At 39.5% G+C, this 20,662-nt stretch carries 15 protein-coding genes; 12 read left to right on the forward strand and 3 right to left on the reverse strand.

What is annotated here, in order from left to right:
- Positions 1-143: 143 nt before the first annotated feature.
- From BR73_RS0112135 to BR73_RS0112165, 7 genes are all read left to right on the forward strand, one after another.
- The gene (locus BR73_RS0112135; protein WP_033165736.1) at positions 144-2,822 is read left to right on the forward strand and encodes a cation-translocating P-type ATPase; all 2,679 of its coding nucleotides are present in this window, start codon (positions 144-146) and stop codon (positions 2,820-2,822) included.
- A 460-nt stretch (positions 2,823-3,282) separates the two neighbouring features.
- Positions 3,283-4,362 carry a hypothetical protein gene (locus BR73_RS0112140; RefSeq protein WP_033165737.1) on the forward strand — a complete coding sequence of 360 codons (1,080 nt, stop codon included), beginning with the start codon at positions 3,283-3,285 and terminating at the stop codon, positions 4,360-4,362.
- Positions 4,363-4,529: 167 nt separating this feature from the next.
- Positions 4,530-5,387 carry an AraC family transcriptional regulator gene (locus BR73_RS0112145; RefSeq protein WP_033167380.1) on the forward strand — a complete coding sequence of 286 codons (858 nt, stop codon included), beginning with the start codon at positions 4,530-4,532 and terminating at the stop codon, positions 5,385-5,387.
- 29 nt (positions 5,388-5,416) lie between these two features.
- Positions 5,417-6,526, forward strand: coding sequence for a C45 family peptidase (locus tag BR73_RS0112150; RefSeq protein WP_033165738.1), 1,110 nt, complete (start codon positions 5,417-5,419; stop codon positions 6,524-6,526).
- Positions 6,527-6,689: 163 nt separating this feature from the next.
- Positions 6,690-7,319, forward strand: coding sequence for a TM2 domain-containing protein (locus BR73_RS0112155; protein WP_033165739.1), 630 nt, complete (start codon positions 6,690-6,692; stop codon positions 7,317-7,319).
- Positions 7,320-7,373: 54 nt separating this feature from the next.
- Complete coding sequence (locus BR73_RS0112160; RefSeq protein ID WP_033165740.1) at positions 7,374-8,240, forward strand: tetratricopeptide repeat protein; 867 nt, start codon at positions 7,374-7,376, stop codon at positions 8,238-8,240.
- A 12-nt stretch (positions 8,241-8,252) separates the two neighbouring features.
- Positions 8,253-9,590 (forward strand): ATP-binding protein, encoded by a 1,338-nt coding sequence (locus BR73_RS0112165; RefSeq protein WP_033165741.1) that lies wholly within the window; start codon positions 8,253-8,255, stop codon positions 9,588-9,590.
- Positions 9,591-9,617: 27 nt separating this feature from the next.
- Here the strand turns inward: BR73_RS0112165 and BR73_RS0112170 are convergent, their stop codons facing one another.
- From BR73_RS0112170 to BR73_RS0112180, 3 genes are read right to left on the reverse strand one after another with little or no spacing between them, the layout of a single operon-like run.
- A complete protein-coding gene (locus tag BR73_RS0112170) occupies positions 9,618-10,553 on the reverse strand; it encodes a YafY family protein (RefSeq protein WP_033165742.1) in 936 nt (311 codons plus the stop codon).
- 18 nt (positions 10,554-10,571) lie between these two features.
- On the reverse strand, positions 10,572-11,237 hold the full coding sequence (locus BR73_RS0112175) for an MBL fold metallo-hydrolase (RefSeq protein WP_051685172.1): 666 nt from the start codon (positions 11,235-11,237) through the stop codon (positions 10,572-10,574).
- Positions 11,238-11,263: 26 nt separating this feature from the next.
- A complete protein-coding gene (locus BR73_RS0112180; protein ID WP_033165744.1) occupies positions 11,264-12,043 on the reverse strand; it encodes an MBL fold metallo-hydrolase in 780 nt (259 codons plus the stop codon).
- A gap of 436 nt (positions 12,044-12,479) precedes the next feature.
- Between BR73_RS0112180 and BR73_RS0112185 the strand changes: the two genes are divergently transcribed.
- The 5 genes from BR73_RS0112185 to BR73_RS0112205 all read left to right on the forward strand — a co-directional run bounded on the left by BR73_RS0112185 (position 12,480) and on the right by BR73_RS0112205 (position 20,607).
- Complete coding sequence (locus BR73_RS0112185) at positions 12,480-12,968, forward strand: sigma-70 family RNA polymerase sigma factor (protein WP_033165745.1); 489 nt, start codon at positions 12,480-12,482, stop codon at positions 12,966-12,968.
- Positions 12,961-14,331, forward strand: coding sequence for an immunoglobulin-like domain-containing protein (locus tag BR73_RS27425; RefSeq protein ID WP_051685173.1), 1,371 nt, complete (start codon positions 12,961-12,963; stop codon positions 14,329-14,331). Before BR73_RS0112185 ends, BR73_RS27425 begins: the two co-directional genes overlap by 8 nt.
- A 472-nt stretch (positions 14,332-14,803) precedes the next feature.
- Positions 14,804-17,458, forward strand: a complete 2,655-nt coding sequence (locus BR73_RS0112195) for a TetM/TetW/TetO/TetS family tetracycline resistance ribosomal protection protein (RefSeq protein WP_033165746.1) — start codon at positions 14,804-14,806, stop codon at positions 17,456-17,458.
- 315 nt (positions 17,459-17,773) lie between these two features.
- The gene (locus BR73_RS0112200; protein WP_033165747.1) at positions 17,774-19,561 is read left to right on the forward strand and encodes a peptide ABC transporter substrate-binding protein; all 1,788 of its coding nucleotides are present in this window, start codon (positions 17,774-17,776) and stop codon (positions 19,559-19,561) included.
- 89 nt (positions 19,562-19,650) lie between these two features.
- A complete protein-coding gene (locus BR73_RS0112205) occupies positions 19,651-20,607 on the forward strand; it encodes an ABC transporter permease (RefSeq protein WP_033167382.1) in 957 nt (318 codons plus the stop codon).
- The last annotated feature ends 55 nt before the right edge of the window (positions 20,608-20,662 follow it).

The following is a 20,662-nucleotide window of genomic DNA, read 5'->3' on the forward strand; positions in this document are numbered from 1 at the left end:
GAATCTATATATGACATCCGTTCTTTTGTTAATTTTCTTTCGCTCTTATGCCCATGCATATCGCAGTTCCCCTGCGGTATTGCTTCAAAAAGAAGTGTGAAATGCAGTTTGTTTTACACTAACCTATGAAAGGTGGGAAAAGTATGAAGAACTGGTACAATTTAAGCAAGCAGGAAATATTAAGTATGCTCGGTGCAGATAAAGTGAAAGGACTATCATCTGATGAAGCCGCTAAAAAACAGCAAACCTACGGAAAAAATGAGTTTGACAAACCAAAAAAAGAATCAATAGGTAAGAAAATACTGCATCAATTTAAAGATATTTCAACCATTATCCTGTTAGTTGCCATTGTGTTATCATTTGCCCTGGCAATAAGAGAAGGACATGGATTTTTAGAACCTATCGTAATTTTAAGTATAGTAATATTAAATGTTATTCTGGCTATAACCCAGGAAAACAGTGCGGAGAAATCCCTGGATGCATTGATTAACATGAATGCACCTTCCTGTACGGTAATTCGGGACGGAATCCAGAAAAAAATCAGCAGTACGGAACTGGTACCGGGAGATATCGTAGTCCTGCGAGCCGGTGATCTGATACCTGCTGACGGACGTTTACTGGAAGCAGTGGATTTACAGGTGGAAGAAGCCTCCTTAACCGGAGAAAGTGAAGCCTCTGAAAAAAATTCTGAGATAATAGAAGATACAAAAGTAGCCTTAGGCGATCAAAAGAATATGGTTTTCTCCGGTTGTCATATAACCGCAGGTAATGGAATCTGTGTCATAACAGAAACCGGAATGAAGACCCAGATGGGTAAAATAGCAGGATATCTCAATAATACCCAGAAAATGATGACACCTCTTCAGATTCGTCTGAACAAGTTAGGGAAGATGATTAGCTTTGCGGCAATTCTTTCAGCAGTAATTCTGGTAGTAGTCGGTCTCTTAAGAGGAGACAGTATCTGGCATCTTGTCTTACTGGCAGTTTCCCTGGCAGTAGCAGCCGTCCCTGAAACCCTGGCCTTAATCGTAACCCTGTCCCTATCAAACGGTGTTAAGAAGATGGTTCATAAGAAGGCAATAATAAGAAAATTATCAGCAGTAGAAACCCTGGGAAGTACTTCTGTTATCTGCTCCGATAAAACCGGAACACTGACACAGAACCGTATGACCATTAAGAAACTGTGGGTCAAATCAGAAGAACCCATAGCAGAAACAGAAGAGTTTACAGCAAAGCAGCAAAGGCTTCTTGAACAACTGGCCCTTGCAAGTAATGCGGTGATAGAAACCGATGAAAACGGAAATAAGCATATCATGGGCGATGCAACAGAATCTGCCATTATGAAACTGCTTGATGATAAAGGTAAAAAGAAAGAAGATATCGTCTCTGAATGGCCAAGAGTAAAAGAAATTCCCTTTTCCTCTTCCCGTAAGAGAATGACAGCGATACACGAAGATCCAAAAGGTGGTTATCTGGTGTTATCAAAGGGTGCTTTTGACTGGATGCCGGTCAGAGAAAGTGCCAATGAAAAAGAAGAAGTAAGGAAAGTCCATGACGCCTTTGCTAAAGATGCTTTGCGTGTAATCGCACTGGCCAGCAAACATATCGAACAGCTTCCTGCGGAGGAAGACCTGGAGCAGGTAGAAAAGGATCTGGAGCTCCTGGGGCTTATCGGTATTATCGATCCGCCTAGACCGGAGAGTAAAGCAGCCATAGCAGCCGCAAAAAAAGCAGGAATACGAACCATTATGATTACCGGTGACCATGTTGCCACGGCAAGTGCCATAGCAAGAGAAATCGGAATCTTAAGTGATGGTGAGAAAGTAATGACAGGGCAGCAGCTTTCAGAAATGAGCGATGAAGAACTCTGCAGTTCCATCAGAGAGTATTCTGTATATGCCCGTGTTACACCAGAAGATAAAATCCGTATAGTAGAAGCCTGGCAGGAAAATGATGAAGTTGTTATCATGACAGGAGACGGAGTTAATGATGCCCCGGCTTTAAAAGCTGCCGATGTAGGTGTGGCAATGGGCAAGAATGGAACAGAAGTAGCAAAAAGCGCTGCGGATATGGTCTTGGCAGATGATAATTTTGCTACCATCGTAGATGCGGTTCATGAAGGCCGTAATGTATTTTCCAACATTCGAAAAACCATATATTTCTTAATAGTCTGCAACATTTCGGAGATTATTATTATGCTGGGAGCACAGCTGATTGGATGGCAGTTCCCGGTAACAGCAGTAATGCTTCTGCTGATCAATGTTTTAGGTGATGGTATTCCAGGTATCTGCTTAGCCAAGGAAGTATCCGATCCACGTATTATGGAACGTAAACCCATAGGCCGTGAAGAAAGCTTCTTCAACAGTAACCTGATTCATGTTATTGTAAGGCAAACAATTATCTGCTCTGTTATTGTATGGATAGGTTATTATCTGGGAACCAACCAATTGGTATCCGAAGGGTTTACACCGTCCCATGCAATTGGCCAGAGCATGTCCTTCTTAATTCTCGGCTGGTCCTCCATATTACATGTATTTACCGTACGCAGCCGCAAATCAATATTAAAAGTACCTTTAAGTTCCAACATGCCCATGGTTTACAGTGCCGCCGCAATGATAATTGTATTTGCACTGATCGTATTAATACCGGGCTTTGGTAATATCTTTGGAATTACAGCTATTGGACTGAATCACTGGCTTATTGCTATCGGTTTATCCGTTATTCCTCTGATCGTAGCAGAGGTCGGAAAATACGCAGATAACCTGGGAATCAGACAAAAGTATAGAAATAGATTGATTCAACATAGGGAATATGATATGTAATAATATAGAGAATTACAAATTAAACCATGTTATGGTATTCAGAGAAAGTAATTCTATAGAATGGTAGAAATTAGTTTTTTGAATAAGCCAGAAGAAATGGCTGCTGCAGAATTAATTTGAGGTAGAGAAAATGCTAAAACACCGAATATATTTCCGGTGTGAATTAAGCAAATTCATCTAAAATTAATTAGTCTGCAGCAGCTAAATTTTATGAATTTCTTAAAATATTGATTTAGTCATTCCATAAATTACGTTCATGTGATATAAGTATATAGGAGTCTAATTTACCGGAAATTTTATACATTCTTAAGAGGCTTTCGTCAGCCGGATGTTTATGGTAAGTGCGAAAATGAATTAAAATATCAGTAAAACGCAAACGTTTACAGGTAAACTTTACGAGAAGTATCCCTGTAGGGTAATATTAGAATAAGAAAAGATACAATATTTACAGGAGTCAGTTATGAACGATTTAAAAAGATATTCAACCCCGCTAAAGATAATAATAATACTATTGCTTGTAAACATAATAATAGGAGGAAGCTTCGTTTTTGCAGTTTTTACATATATATTTGTATGTTTCCTAATGATTGTCCGTACTTTGATAGTTCCTTCGGAAAGCAGAGCGAAAGTCTATCTGACCTTTATTTATCTCTTGATCATGGCTTTTCAGATAACCTATATTTCACTGGTATCCTTTCAACCAGGGCAGACGGAGGTACATCAGTTCATAGGAAGGGTATTCGGTGCAGCAGTAGTCTGGTTTCCTTTTCTGGTGGAACGGTTTGTTACCATTAATAAGTATACCAGTTTTTATCTGCCTACTGCCAGTGATGTGGCAAGTATCAGCTTTACCGATATCAAGGCCGGGCGTGATAAAATTGTTTCAACCATGGAAATACTTGAAAAAGCAGGACAAGCCTTTGCAGTTGAAAATCTTTTGGAGCTTAAGGATGACTTATACCGCCACAATTCCTTTGAATACATCAATCAGGGAGTGCTTACGCAGGAATACTTTACGGAAGCGGAGAAGTGGCTCATGGATGAAAATATCTATATTATTTTATCCAATACCGGAAGTCCGGCCAGTGAGATCATATCTACCTTCACCCAGAAGCAGTATAACCACGCATCTCTATCCTTTGACCCTGATCTGAAAACGATTATTAGCTATAACGGAGGAGAACGGGTCTATCCGCCGGGTTTGAATTATGAAATGCTGGACTTCTTTAATAAGAAAGAAGATGCCTCCATTATGGTATATAAGCTTGCCTGTACAACAGAGCAGAAATTAAAGATACTGAACAAAGTCAAGGAAATCAATGAGGATGGCAGTGCCTACAATCTGATGGGGCTTGTACTGAAGTATTCCCATAAACCCAATATTATGTTCTGTTCCCAGTTTGTTCAGAAAATGCTCACCTACGGAGGAATCGCCTACTTTGATAAAAAGGATGGAGAAGTCAAACCTACGGATTTAATCGAAATGGATTATTACCGTAAATTGCAGTTTATGTACGAAATGAAGTTAAATGAGAAATAAATGTATTGCCGGATTGTATATCATGAAAGATAGAATATTCATGTAACTGCAACTCCGGCAATTTGTATAGGAAGAACAAAACTGTGCAGAAAAGGTTGCGAAGTTATTCCTTAAATAAGTTATGATACATACAGCAGTCAGAAGCTATAGTGCTGAAAGGAGAAGCAATGGACTGGTTGGCTAAAATGAATGGAGCTATAGGTTATATAGAAGAGAATCTATGCAGCGACATAGATTATGAAGAGGTAGCCAAAAGGGCTTGCTGTTCTTCCTACAATTTTCAGCGTTTGTTTTCTTTCATATCCGATGTATCCCTGGCTGAATATATAAGGAGAAGAAGGTTAACTCTGGCAGCCTTTGATCTTGCCTATGAGGGAAGCTCTGTACTTGAGGTAGCTCTTAAGTACAGATACGATTCGCCGGTATCCTTTGCAAGAGCTTTTCAGAATCTCCACGGTATTACGCCGAAAGAAGCAAGAGCAGAAGGCGCCAAGCTAAAAAATTATCCCAAGATCTCCTTTCAGATTGCTATTAAAGGAGTAGAAGAGATGAAATACCGTATTGAAACCTCCAGGAGCCTTCATCTGGTTGGAGTTAAGAAAGAGATTACAACAAAAGACGGGCAGAATTTTATTATGATACCAAAGTTCTGGGATGATATTTGGGCAGACGGTACCGGAATTTTGCTGGAGGATGCCAGAACAGAGAAAGCATGGTATGGCGTATGCTGTAACTTCAGGGAAACGGAATTTGACTATATAGTTGCGGTCAAATCAGATCAGCCCCTGAAACCTGGTTTTACAGAAATAGAAATACCGGCCTGCCAGTGGGTCAAGTTTGAATGCAGGGGGCCGCTGCCTGATTCACAGCAGAAGGTCTGGAAGAGAATCTATTCGGAGTGGTTTCCCTCCTCCGGTTATGAACACACAGGTGGCCCTGAAATAGAATGGTATTCCGAAGAAAATATGGATAGTGAGGAATACTATAGTGAGATCTGGCTGCCGGTTCGAAGAATCACAACATGAGAATATAAGTATCAGGGAGGAAGGTTATAATGGAGAAATTAAATTACTATAAAATGGTTTATGAAGGAAGTCATTATGAGATTGGTAAGAAAAAAGGTGAATTTCTAAAGTCCGTCCCAATTCTAAAAGAAATCTATACCTCTGTACCGGAAGGAGGTACTCCTTTATCAGCAGAAGAAGCATATAATAATCTTGAATATTTTGATCAGTACTGCAAAGGCTTAAAGGATGAGCTGCAGGGGGTGGCAGACGGTATGGAAGTAGAACTAAAGGACTTATTTTATTGTTTGTTTCGTGATACAAAAGCCCAAGCCTGCTCCCAGGTATCGGTGCTGCCGGCTATAACTGCTGACGGGCATCATTACATTGGGAGAAGTTACGAGTATAACCTGGAAGATGAATTTATGTTTAACATCACAAGAGCAGATGGCTGTTATGCCCATATGGGCTTCTCTTTATCTTTAGGCGGAAGATTTGATGGTATGAATGAAAAGGGGCTGTGTATAACCATGTCTTCCTGTGAATGTGTGGCCTCCTCCTGTGGACAGGCAGAAGGCCTGCCCTTCAAATATGTAATAAGGGCTATTCTTGACCGCTGCAGTACTGTTAAGGAAGCAGTGGAACTATTAGAAGCAACGCCTATGTGCTTTAATATGAACTTTATGATTGCAGATACCTTGGGAGAGTGTATTGTAGCAGAGATTCTCACAACCGGTGGCAAGGCAAAGATAGCATATAGAAATGAGAGTCCATATATGTATGCTCTGAATCATTATCAAAGTGAAGAGCATCTGAAAGAATATTCCGCAAGAAAGAATTTTTCCAAACTTAGAGGAGATGCTATAGAAACCTTTTTCTCAGAGCATGATAAAGTATCAAAAGATAATCTTATAGCCCTTCTTACGGCTAAGATGCCGGAAGGATTATGCTGCCATGCTTATGAGGACTGGTTTGGTACCTTACGCTCCATGGTATTCGATGTCACCGCTTCCAGGTTATTAATCTGTATGGGTTCACCTCAGAATACCCCGTGGATGGAAGTAACCTTAGGAGAAACAGAAGGTGTTACTGCTTATGAAGTAATATTTGAAGAGGAAGCGGTACCGGTTTCTTTCTGGCAGGAAACAGACGAGAGATAAAAATCTGCCTCTACTCAGTGAGCTATCCATATATGTTGAATTGTAGAAAATTCTGTTGCATTGTAGAATATTCTATCTTGCATTTGACGAAAAAAAGGCTATAATGAAAATTGCTATATTATGGTGTTAATAAATTAACGATTATACGGAGGATGATGACGAAATGAAAAGAATGGTGTCAGCGCTGATCTTATTGGTTATTGGCGGATTTGCGGCCTATTCCTTTTACAAAGGCAATGTGGTAATCGGAATAGTCAGCTTGGTGGTTTTTATTTTAGCAGGATTATATATTCTTGGCAGCTCGGATGATGAGAAGGAAGATGAGAAAAAGAATCTCTCGGTAGATGAAAAGGGAGTAAACACCTATATTAGCGGTGAAGGAAAACCTGATTTTGAACAGGCTAAGAAGATCAGAGAAGAAATGCTTAAGGATTACAAACAAGATGATGTATCTGTTGAAATTAATGCAGCAGCAGGATTAATGCTGGATCAAGATTATGAAGGAAGCAAACGGGCTTATGAAAATATTGTTCTTAAGTATCCTCAAAGCAAAGGTAAATGTCTAGGACAGATTGGTGTTGCAGAGTTTTTCCTGGGAAATTATGAAGCAGCTTTAGAAAATTATATTGAATCGAAGAACAACGGCGAAGACAATGAGATGACAGAGGACAATATCTGGGAAGTGTGTGAAGTTCTCTATAAGAAAAAGGGAAGCAGAAACGCAGTAGAGCATTATCTGAGTCTGTATCCTGCAGGCCGTTATGTAAAAAAAGCAAATAAACTGGTATCATAACCCACATAGAAGTAATGCTTCTCATGAGGCAGCAGGCAAATAGGAAGATTTAGCATGGATTTATTAACTTATGATAAAGAGATACTGATAATCAGGAATTATATGGAGATGGGACGGTACAATCTGGCCATGGGAAGATTGTCGGCAGCGATACAGGAGCGGACAACCGATGCCTATCTTCTATACCTGTTTGCCTTTTGCCTCTATAAAACAGAGGATTATAATAATGCAATTGATTGTTGTAAATCCGCTGTAGACAATGGGTTTGACAGAGCAGAAGGCTATTTTCTGCTTAGTATGGTTTTCCTGCAGAAGGATGAGTATGAGGAATCAGAAAGAATTCTTAAGGCTGCTTTGGAGTTAGACCCCCAGAATCCGGAATACTTAGCTTTTTACGGATATCTGAAGATGATTAACGGTAGTAATAGCGGGGAGGCGCTGCAGCTAATAAACCAGGCGCTGGAACTTGATGCGGTCAATTTACGTGCCCTTCAGTATAAGTTTTATTACTATCTGGACATGGACGATAGCTATGGAATTAAATCAAAAGTTATTGAAGATTACTTTTCTCTTTCTACTGATGAAAGTGATCGATTTTTGAAAGCGGGCTTATTGGAATATCAAAAACAGGATTATAAATCAGCAGAAGAGAACTTCAGGCAGGCCTTTCAGTTGGATCCTACCAATAAGTTTATTCTGAAAATGCTAGATACAATCAACCGGAAACCCAGGTTTATCTTTTACTGGAGAAGGAAAATAAAACGAAGAATCGCTAAGCAGTTCGCCATAATGAAAGTAACTATGAAGGCAAAATGGATAATATTCAGATACTCCGGGATAACAAAGGATACCGAAATATTTGTTGTGGTACCTATAATATTGCTGGCAATTATTGCAGTTATACTAATTGCATTACTATAATGGAGAGTCACTATGGAAAAAATTGAGATTATGCGAAACATGCTTGCTAATAATCCGGAAAATGGACTTGCCTGGTATCTGCTAGGGGTTGAGTATGTGGAAACAGGTAATGAGAGTGAAGCATTATATGCATTTTCCCAGGCATTAAATTATTGTGGGCAGGAGTTTAAGACACAAATATTTGAACAGCTTGCAAGACTTACGGATAAGAAGGATATTTTAAGCAAAGACAGACCGAGTAATGAAAATAATGGTATATCCGCTGGCGTTGAAGAAGTAAATGAAAACCAGGGAGCAGGTAAAGAATTCATATACAAAGAGGAATACGAAGATGTTTCAGCTGATACTTCTGAGGATTCCGGGGATTGGGATGAGGATGAGGAACCGGAGGATAACTACGATATCCGGGAGGATAAGATTATAAGATTAAGTGTGGTTGAAGGCGGTAAAAGCAAAGGAGACTGTTTTGCATCAGAGAAGAGGAATCCTGTCACCTTCGATAACGTGGGTGGTTATGATGAGCTAAAAGACATTATACGGATGAAGATTATCAAACCTTTTAGCAGTCAGGGGCTGTTCAGCAGGTATAAGAAAAAAAGCGGCGGAGGAATCCTTATGTTTGGACCACCGGGATGCGGAAAGACTTATATTGCCAAAGCAACGGCAGGTGAATGCCAGGCCGGTTTTCTGGCTGTTCATATTACGGATATTCTGGATCCTTATCTGGGAGTCAGTTCCCAGAATGTAAAAGATATATTTGCCAAAGCACGAACTATGAGACCTTGTGTTTTGTTCTTTGACGAAATAGATACCATAGGATTTAATCGTTCAAAACTAGCCTCAGAGCATATGCGTCCGATTATAGATCAGTTGCTGACTGAGATTGAAGGAATTGATTCAGATACCCAGAATATGTTGATAATAGGAGCAACCAATATGCCCTGGGATGTGGATCCTGCGTTTAAACGTCCGGGAAGATTTGATAAGGTTATATTTGTTCCACCGCCGGATAAAAAAGCCAGGCTTGCAATTCTGGAACTGAAAATGGCGGACAGACCTCAGGAAAAAAAGATTGATTACATTTCCATTGCGGAGAAAACAGAACTGTATTCAGGTGCTGATCTTGAAAATGTTGTTGAAACAGCCACCGAAAATGTTCTGACAGAAATACTGAAAACTGGGGTTGAAAGACCTGTAGGTACAAAGGATTTATTAAAAGCCGTGGATTCCACCAGACCGTCTACCATAGAATGGCTTAAAACCATTCAAAATTTTGTCAAGTACTCCAACCAAACCGGATTATATGATGAGGTGGAGAAATACCTTTCAAAAAGAAGCCGATATCTGTAAGGTATCGGCCTTCAGATTGTGTGAAGCTTAATTGTATAGCTGTCCTAATTTACTCACTATTTCCCGCATATGTTCATAAAAGCTTTCGGGCCCGACTATATGAACAGCTGTGGGATTTTTTAGTGCAAGTTCCAGAAGGGAATCTTCGTATTCCGTACAGACATCCACCAGTAACATTTCACCTTCCTTAAGAATCTGCCGGTTTGCCATGTAATCATTATGCTTTATGACCTCAAAGAAACTTCGGTTAATCTGCAGCTGATAGTGCCCTGCAGTTAGTTTTGAATTCTCCTTTGACATCCAATCAGCAGGATAACTGCAGGTACTTTCAAGGAGTTCGATACTTTGAATTCTATCTAACCGAAAGGTTCTTTTATCTTCTCTGAGATGACAGTAACCGGTTATGTACCAACCGCCTTCATCAAAGGTAAAACGGCTGGGAGATATGATTCTGTCAGTTATGGTAACTTTAAGGGGAGTGTAATAACTTATTTTTAATTGCTTTTCCTCTTCAAGGCTTTGTATAATGGTTTCCAGGATATTTTCCACATAACCATCCGGATTGATACGGTTAATGCTGACCTTAAATTTATCTAGGAATCTTTTAAGTTTGGGTCTGCTATCCGTTGGAACAGCATTTAGCAGTTTCATACTTAATAAATCGTAATCTTTAAAGAGTTCAGGTACTTTCATTTCCTTGCCGAGTTTTAACAAGAGGGAAAAATACAGTATCTCCTGTTCAGAAAGCCTGATGGAAGGTATGAAATAGGATGGGGCGATTTCATAGCCGCCCTGCTGTCCTTCAAAAGTTATTATTGGTACATTAGTCTGACTTAGGGCATCAATATCTCTGTAAATTGTACGTTCACTTACTTCAAGATGCCTGGCAATATCTTTGGCTGTTAATTTACCGTGTTCATGCAGCAGATATATGATGGCATTCATTCTTTCTAACTTTTTCAAATGCTGTGACCTCTTTGTTTAAAATGGATACGAAGAATCTGTAAGCATCCTGTTTATAATGTTTTCCAGGTTCTCTCTTGTTAATATGGTATTATGTCCTGATATACAGGTGTTATAGTCCAAGGTTAGGTAGCTTTTAAGTGTATCATAATATATTTCTTTATCACATTCAAGGCTTGGAAAAATCTCTTCCATATTGTCGCCTATATTATCTCCGATAATCAATACCTGGTCCTCTTCGTCTAAAATACTGATAGAATCTGAGGTATGGCCGGGGGAATGAAATAATCTGATTCTGTCTTCAGGAAAAAATATTTCCTTCTCAAAAACCAGGTCAGGAAGCCTTAGGGTAACTTCACCCAAACCATAACGCCTGTTTTTCTCAAGCATACCATCCCAATTAGCTGTAATCATGTCATAGCATAACTTGTGTGATATCAGTACACTATCCTTTATGGCAGTATTCCCCCAAATGTGATCCCAATGATAATGTGTATTTATTACAATGGTTTTTATGTCACCAGGATTCAGATAAGCCATAACCGCCTTAATGCAATCATTGCCTAATCCGGTATCTATTATGTAATTATAGCGTCTTCCTTTAATAAGGTAAATATTTAAGTCCCAGTCAGTGGTTTGGAAGGTAAATAGACTTCCTCTGCTGTTTATTGTTCTTATTTTCATATTCAATCTCCTGTTAGTTTTCATTTTTAGATTTTTTGTTCTTCACAAAAACGCAGCATCAGTGTATGCCAACGAGGATTAAAATCCAGTGTCAATTGATTTTTTATGGTTTTATAATCTGCTTTTTTGAAGGATTTCTGCGTTATTTTTAAGTAGGCAATCCTTTCGTTTATTTCCGTTTCCATATTTTTTAGTAAATTCAATTCATTAGAAAAATGAGAGCCAATAATATGCTTACCCAGATGCTTCTTTAATTTTTCCAGGGTATTTATATGTTCCTGGATACTAAAATACGGTAAAGGGAGCATTGATTTATTATTTGTATCAAACATTATGTTATCAGCCACATGGATATAGCTATCGTCAATCAGTGTATGTATACTGCATTGGGAATGCCCAGGTGCTTTCTCAAACCGGATACGATGTCCGCCGAAATAAAAATTATAACCGTCGCTAAATATTGTTGGGTAAATATTTGTGTTATGCAGAAAGTCATCGGAATATTCAAGCTCAAGGGTTCTCTTAAACTCACTTGAGCCAATTATAGTGATAGCATCAGTATTTTCCTGTAAGACTTTCAAACCCATAAAGTGATCATCATGATAATGGCTGATAATAATTTTATCGATGTACATAGACCGATCATAAAAATACGTCATTAGCTGTTTCATCTCATCTTGATAACCGGTATCAATTAATAAGATTCTTTTTCCTTCTGTAATAAAATAGATGACTTGCCTTATATAGTGGGCATTGTTTTCAAAATCCGCTTCATATAAATTTCCGTCTAAATGTCTGATAATCATGTCAGCTCCTCCTTTGTATAACTCATTATAAAGAAAGAAGGCTGACATAAACCTGTCAGTCTTCTTTCCTGGTGAGAGTTTTTTTATGAATACATCAAATCATTGTAGAGGTAAAATAGTATAGAGTAAGTTCGGCTTAAAAAAGAATTATTTAGTCGCGGTTGAGAACAGAATAGAATAGCCTGCCAGTTGACGCACTGTGGATTCTCATATATTATCAGGTAAAATAATACTTACAGGCGATTTCTGAGCAAAGAGTAGTGTGAATTATGGAAATACATATTCACACCTTAACTTGTGGCAGTGCCACATCTGCAAAAACCGTCATGGAATGGAAGCTGGTATCCGGGATATCAATAATAAAAATTAAAAAATTTTTATTATATGAAAAATATTCAAGTACTCATTTGTATTATAAGTGAAAGGAGTTGAAGCGATGGATAATTCATTTGGTACCGATGAATTTATACAGCATGTTTTAGATAAATATTCAAAAATGCTAATCAAGCTTGCCTTTACCTATGTAAAAAACACAGCAGATGCAGAAGACATAGCACAGGATGTCTTTGTGAGCCTTCTTAAGAAAGGAAGCGGCTTCGACAATGAAGAGCATGAGAAAGCCTGGCTTATAAGAGTTACCATAAATAAAAGTAAGAATTACTTAAAATCCTCCTGGAACAGATTAAAGGTTCCCTTGGAAGAAGATATCAGTTATATGCAGGAAGAAGAAAGTGAAGTACTTGTAACTGTGCTGAATTTGCCCCCTAAATACCGAACCGTTATTCATTTATATTATTACGAAGCTTATTCCATAAATGAAATAGCGGAAATCCTTCATAAAAAGCCGGCAACCATTGGAACCTGGCTGGCAAGAGGACGTAACTTATTGAAATCGGAATTAATCGGAGGTTTTGAATATGAATAAAGAAGATTATATAAAAGCAATGAATGAACTTAAAATATCAGAAGACTTTAAGGAGAGAACTGCCATGAAAATAAGGAATTCAAATAAAGGACAGGTTAAAAATACCGTTATTTTTAAAAGGCTTGCAGTATCAGCCGCCGGATTGGTCATATTGGTTGCTGTTGGAGCTACAGCCTTGAATCTGCCGGGCAGCAAAAGCCCGGATAAGGAAAATAATCTAAAAGTTGAAAGTACCCTGAATACTGGAACAAAAGAAGCGCAGGGAATTACTGTTCCTACCGTGGAAATCCCTGAGTCTGATAATACCGGAGTTGCAGCAAAAATGCTTCCCCTCTTTGTATACAAAGGTCATATATATATACAAAGCGCAACCTCCTTTGAAACCACAGACGGTACTTTAAACAAAGAGGAGGTACTGGCTTTAAGAGGTGATTATCTTGGAAAAACCAAAGGCAGCATCAATGAATGGAGCACCCAGGAGGACTATGCAACAGAATTCGCTTCCACAATTGGAGCAGGGGAGGTATATACTGTTAAAGGCTATGACAGCAACCACAGATTAATGGTTTATTATGAATACCAGGATGGTAATTTTGGCTGCGAACTCTATGACAGTTTTGGTGGAATGACCATTAACAGTGGAGCTGATTATTTTACCTTGTTAAACTTACAGGATAATGTTGCAGCTTACCAGTGGCAGAGCTTTACCAGCTGGAATAACGGCCTTAACGAAGTACAGCAGGCAGCAGATATGGATGCTCTGAACTCTTTCTTAGAAAGTCTGAACACAGCAGTTCCTATGGGGAATGATGTTGACCTGCTGTTAGAAAATACTGATTATGACAGTCAGAAATTTGTTGATATTAAGACTAATGATAAACTGGTAACCTCCTTACGTCTTATAAAAGGCGGATATGTTTATGATTCTCAGATTGGATTCTTTAAAGTAGAAGATAAAGCTTTCCAAACCTTCTGGGATACCATGCCGGTAACTGACCCTGCCAAAGACAGTACTGCCAATGAGGATAACGTAGCAAGCGCCTCCGTTGACTTTACCTTACCGGAAACCTCCCTGCCTGTTGGTGCCAAAGAGCTTAAAGCTGTTATAAAGAATACCGGCAGCGAAGATATCTTTTACGGAGCAGATTTCAGCATTGAGAAATTAAACGCAGGCAATTGGGAGACAGTACCTGGTGTAAGTGAGCTTGCTTTTATTGAGATTGCTTATTCAGCAGCACCAGGCGCGGAAGAAGAATTTACTGCAGATTTAAGTCTGTTAAACCCTGCCCTTGATACAGGAGACTACCGTCTGGTTAAAAATATAAACGGACAGACTTTCTCTGCAGAATTTGAACTGAAATAATTAAGTCAAAACATTGAGTAAGTAATAAACAGTAAGTATTAAACAGTAAGTAATAAACATCGAGTAAGTAATGAATAAGTAATAAATATCGATTAAGTAATAAACATTAAGATTAAAAGAGTGATAGAAGCAGACAACTTGCCGGCTTTATAGGTCTCAGAACACCTCAGGTGGGAAGAGACAATAAAGCCGGTAAAGTTGTTTTTTATTTATTTTCATCTTTCTAAAAATAAATATTCCCTGGTTAATTGTCAGAAACCGATTTTATTGGTATCATAAAAGGTATAGTATTAAGACGGTATAGATTTTTGATGCTAGATAAATTAATTGTAATAATCAATGGCAGAAAAATAATTGCCTTTCAATAAACAATGGTTTAACTTTGGAAGAAAGAAAACCATAATGCAATAATAGATAAAATGACTGAGAATCAGAAATATACCACTGACATTAAATGAAGGATTTGATATAGATGAAAAAACTTGTAATAGGAATACTGGCACACGTAGACGCGGGTAAGACTACCTTATCAGAAGGAATGCTCTATCTAAGCGGTAAAATTGGAAAACTGGGAAGAGTGGACAATAAAGATGCATATCTTGACACCAATGAACTTGAAAAAGCCAGAGGAATTACCATTTTCTCAAAACAAGCCCTGTTGGATATTGGGGATATTCAGGTAACTCTCCTTGATACGCCGGGACATGTGGATTTTTCTGCTGAAATGGAGAGAACGCTGCAGGTGTTGGATTATGCAATTCTGGTCGTTAGCGGTGCGGATGGCATACAGGGGCATACGAAAACCTTATGGAGGCTTCTTCAGATGTATCAGATTCCTGTATTTATCTTTGTAAATAAGATGGATCAGGCCGGAACGGACAGAAATAAGCTATTAGCCGAGCTTAAAAATGAACTGGAGGATGGCTGTATTGATTTTGGACAGGCTGGAACAGAAGAATTTTATGACCAGCTGGCTATGTGCCAGGAGAGTATGCTGGAAGCCTTTCTGGAATCCGGTGTTATCAGTAATACGCTGATAAATGAGGCAATACGAATGCGCAAGGTATTTCCCTGTTTCTTTGGTTCAGCGCTTAAATTAGAAGGAGTGGAGCAGTTCATGGAGGGAATCGGGACATATTCTCTTATACCCTCCTACAAGGATGATTTCGGTGCTAAAATATATAAAATAACCAGAGATGAACAGGGAAACAGGCTGACCTGTCTTAAAGTCACCGGAGGCAGATTGAAGATCAGAGATGTTCTTTCCGGCAGCAGGTGGGAAGAGAAGGTAAATCAGATTCGTCTGTATTCAGGATTAAAATATGAAGCAGTTAACGAAATAGAAGCAGGCAGTATCTGTGCTGTGCTAGGGCTTACACAGACCAGACCGGGGGAAGGGCTTGGCATAGAAGAAGCCTCTGATACACCCATATTAGAGCCGGTATTATCCTATCAGATTATTCTGCCGGAAGGCTGTGATCCCAGAATGATGATACCAAAACTGAAACAGCTGGAAGAAGAGGAGCCAGAGCTTCATATCCTTTGGGATGAAACTTTGCAGGAAATCCAGGCACAGATTATGGGAGAGGTGCAGATTGAAATCCTGCAGAGCCTTATTGAGAGCCGTTTTGGTGTTTCAGTTACCTTTGATGCAGGCAGGATTGTATATAAGGAGACGATTGCAAATACAGTAGAGGGAGTAGGACATTTTGAACCTCTGCGGCATTATGCAGAGGTACATTTGTTATTGGAAAGCGGCGAACCGGGAAGCGGACTTGAGTTTGCTGTAAATTGTAGTGAAGATATACTGGGCAAGAGCTGGCAGAGGCTTGTTATGACACATCTGGAGGAAAGAATCCATCCGGGGGTCCTTACTGGTTCTGCTATAACCGACCTAAAGATTACCCTGGTATCCGGACGTGCACACAACAAGCATACGGAGGGCGGAGATTTCAGAGAGGCCACCTACCGTGCGGTAAGACAAGGCTTAAAGGAAGCGGAATCCATATTATTAGAGCCTTATTACGCCTTCCAGCTGGAGCTTCCAGAAAAGATGGTGGGAAGAGCCATGAATGATATCGAGAAGATGCACGGAACCTGTGAAATAACCGAAACCAACGGAGACAGGGCAGTAATAACCGGTAGTGCTCCTGTAGTCACCATGCGTAATTACCAGAGAGAAGTAATCGCTTATACCAAGGGACTGGGCAGATTGTTCTGCAGTCTGAAAGGTTATGAGAGATGTCATAACCAGGAGGAAGTTATTGAAAGTATAGGATATGATTCCGAAAGGGATCTCTACAATCCCACAGGTTCCGTATTCTGTTCCCATGGAGCCGGATTTTTGGTCAGCTGGGACAAAGTGAAGGACTATATGCATCTGGAGGGATATTTCCAGAAGAAAAGTACCTTGCAGGAAGGGAGTGTCCGTAATCAGGAAGAAGTGGCAGATAAGGATTTTATTAGTCTTGAAGAGATTGATAAGATTATTAATTCTACCTTTTACGCTAACCAGGGAAATAAGACGGTATGGAAGAAACGTAAAACTGCAAGGGAAAGCTATTATACACCTCCGGCAGTCAGTAATAACAGTCAGAAGGAAATAAAGGAAGAATTTCTGCTGGTAGATGGCTATAATGTTATCTATGCCTGGACAGAGCTTGCTGAACTGGCAGAGGATAATATGGATGCTGCCAGAATTAAGCTACTGGAGGCCTTGAGTAATTATCAGGCAATACGTAAATGTCAGATTATCGTTGTATTCGATGCCTACCGGGTGTCAGGTCATAAAGAGGAAATCATAGATTATCATAATATTCATATGGTCTATACAGGAGAAGCCCAAACCGCCGATCAGTATATAGAAAAATTTGCACATGACAACAGAAGCAAATATCGGATAACGGTAGCAACCTCTGATGGCCTGCAGCAGATTATAATAAGAGGTGCAGGCAGTGACTTACTATCTGCCAGAGAGCTGAGGGAAGAAATTGTAAGGGCAAATGAAAGAATAATGGCAGCTTATGAAGAAATGCAGCAAAAAGGCCGTAGTTATCTATTAGACAGCCTGTCCCCTGAGATGAAAAAGCGGATGGAAGATTTATTGTCCGAAAATGAAAATAAATAATAACCAGAGGTGTCCTTACAGAGTGGTGAGGACACCTTATTTTTGTTTCCATTCCACAGGATTTATCCGGTTTAATTGTAAAATTTCAGTGGGATACATGTACAATACATGTATATGTTAAAATTTTTGTGCAATATTTACTGATTTTATTCCTCTTAGTAAGGTTTTTTTGTGCATTGACAAAAGAAATCCATGGTGCTAGAATATCCAGTGTTCAATTCATATTAATAAAGTATGAATAGTATGAATAATGTGAAGCTTGAATATTATATTACATACACGAATTAATATGAATAATAGAGGAGGATAAAATCTATGTTTAAAAGAAAATCTAAATTACTCGCAGTACTGCTTACATTCGTAATCGTAGCAGGTGCCCTTTCCGGCTGCAGTTCAAAAAATACAGCCAATACTTCCGGTAATACAGAAACTGCCGGTGATAACGTGGACGGTAATAAAGAGTCCAGTACAGGAGATGCGTCAGCAGAGGATGTCTTAGATGCAGACCAGACCCTGAACCTGAAATTTGATGAACCCCTTACCCTTGATGTTAGTGATGTTCGTAATTCCTCTGAATTCCAGATTCTTTCCCAGGTACAGGAAGGACTGTTCAGAACCTTTACGGATGAAAACGGCAACGATGTAATATCAAATGCCGGTGCGGAATCCTATGAAGTATCTGAGGATGGATTAGTTTATACCTTTAAATTGCGTGATTATAAATGGTCTGATGGTGTTGCGGTTACAGCAGGTCAGTATGTGGATTCCATTCACAGATTATTAGACCCGGAGAAGGCATTTGCTTATTCCTTTATGGCATATGATATATTAAATGCTGAGAAATTTTATAACGGAGAAGCAAAAGCAGAAGATGTTGGTGTAAAAGCGCTGGATGATAAAACACTTGAGATTACCTTAACTTCTCCTACTCCTTATTTCGTTAAGAAGCTCTCAAATGTATGCTTCTATCCTGTTAGACTGGATGTGATCGATAAAGGCAGCGAAACTTATGCAACCAGCATAGCTGAACAGGTATACAGCGGTCCTTTCACCATCAGTGAGTGGGTGAAGGAAAACAGCATGGTATTAGTAAAAAACCCAGATTACTGGGATGCCGAAAATGTAAAACTGCAAAAAGTGGTATTTACAGCTGCAGAAGAACCTTCAACTCAGTCCTTATTGCTTGAGTCCAAACAGTTAGATATAGCGGAAGCTTCCGCAGATTATGTGGATAAGTGGAAACAGTTAGCGGAGGCAGGTCAGTTAACCTATGTATCAGCAACCTATCCCAGTGTAAGCTTTATTGGCTTCAATCAGCATACCGGCGGTAAATCCGGTCTGATGAACAATGCAAAGATACGTCTTGCTTTATCTCTTGCAATTGACAGAGAAGAATACAATGAGTTGATTTTTAACGGAATCAATGTTCCCGCATATGGAATCCTTCCTTTCAGTCTGCAGGTTGGAGATACAGAATTCCGCAGTGTAGTCGAGGAACCTTTAAAGGTACTAACCGAAGAGTATAATAATGATGCTGAAAAGCTTCAGACCTTATTTAAGGAAGGCCTTGCAGAAGAAGGCAAGAGCACAGATTTAAGCCAGATAACCTTAACCTTTATTACTACAGGTGCAACTGTAGAGGAGAAATCCACCCAGGAATATTACAAACAGAAATGGGAAGAAAAACTGGGAATTAAAATTGATATTAATGTTTTAGCCGACAGAAGTACTTTCGTAACAGAACGTGACGGTAATAATTATGACTTATTGGCAAATGGCTGGAATGGTGATTATAACGATCCTATGACTTTTATTGATCTATGGATTACCGGCAGCGGTTATGCTAAATATTTCGGTGGCTATCATAATGATGACTATGACCGGATCTTTGAAAGTCTGGCAACTGAAAGTGATGCAGACAAACGTACCCAGATCTATGCCGAACTGGAGAAGAACCTGGTTGCTGACAATGCCGGTGTACTGCCTCTCTACTATACAAACAAACAGATTTTCATTCAGTCCTATGTTAAGAATCTAAGTACCCCGTTGTTTGGTACGAATTATGAGTTCAGCAGAGCTTATATAGCAGGACGTGATAACTAGTACAACGGCCACTACGGCAGGCAAACCTTCTGGGGCTGGTAACACAGCCCCTTTTGCTTTTGGTTAATATTACAGGAAAGGTGAATGAAGTGTTAAAATATAGTATTAAGCGATTCTTTACAATGTTATTTACCTTATTTATCATTGCTACGGCAACCTTCTTCCTGCTGGCAGCATTGCCGGGCGATGCATTGACAGAGAGGGCAGAGAGACTTCCGGAACAGATAAAAGTAAATCTGTACAAAAAATATGGACTGGATAAACCATTACTGGAACGTTATGTAATAACCATGAAAGGAATGGTGGCAGGTGATTTCGGTGAATCCGTTATATTTCCCGGAGAGACGGTTCCCTCTATAATAAAAGCCAAACTTCCTGCCTCTGCAAGGCTTGGTTTCGGGCAACTGGTACTGGGAGTTGGGCTTGGGCTTATACTTGGTATAATAGCAGCAGTTAAGAAAGGAACCTGGATCGATTATGCGGTAGTTACTTTGTCCATCCTGCTCATATCGGTTCCCCATCTGATACTGGGCTTGCTGCTTCAGAAGGTATTTGCAGGCAGTCTTGGGTGGTTTCCGGTAATAGGCTGGCCAAAAGGCGATGAACAGTGGTTTGGCGGCTGGCAGTACACGATACTTCCTACCGTTACCGGAAGCTTTGCATATATTGCCGTTTATACAAGGCTTCTTAAGACTTCCATGCTGGAGGTACTGAGTCAGGACTATATCCTGACAGCGGAGTCCAAAGGTTTAAGCAGGTGGCAGATAATCAGACGGCACGTTCTAAGAAATTCCTTTCTTCCGGTTATTACTTTTCTGCCAATGTCTATTGCAATGTGTATTACCGGTTCATTTTTTATTGAGAAGATATTCTCCATACCGGGACTTGGGTTATATTATGTAAATGCAGTCTCCGGCAGGGATGTAACGGTGGTAATGGGGCAGACGGTGATTCTGGCTGCCATGTATATTATTGTAATATACTTTACAGACATCCTCTATACGGTAGTAGATCCGAGAATCCGTATATTGGGTGGAAAAAGATAGTGCTTATAAGGGATTCATCCAACATATTTTGCGGTGCCGTAATATTGGCATCATG

Origin of the sequence: Clostridium sp. KNHs205, assembly GCF_000702945.1 — a bacterium.
Classification (GTDB): domain Bacteria; phylum Bacillota; class Clostridia; order Lachnospirales; family Lachnospiraceae; genus Anaerocolumna.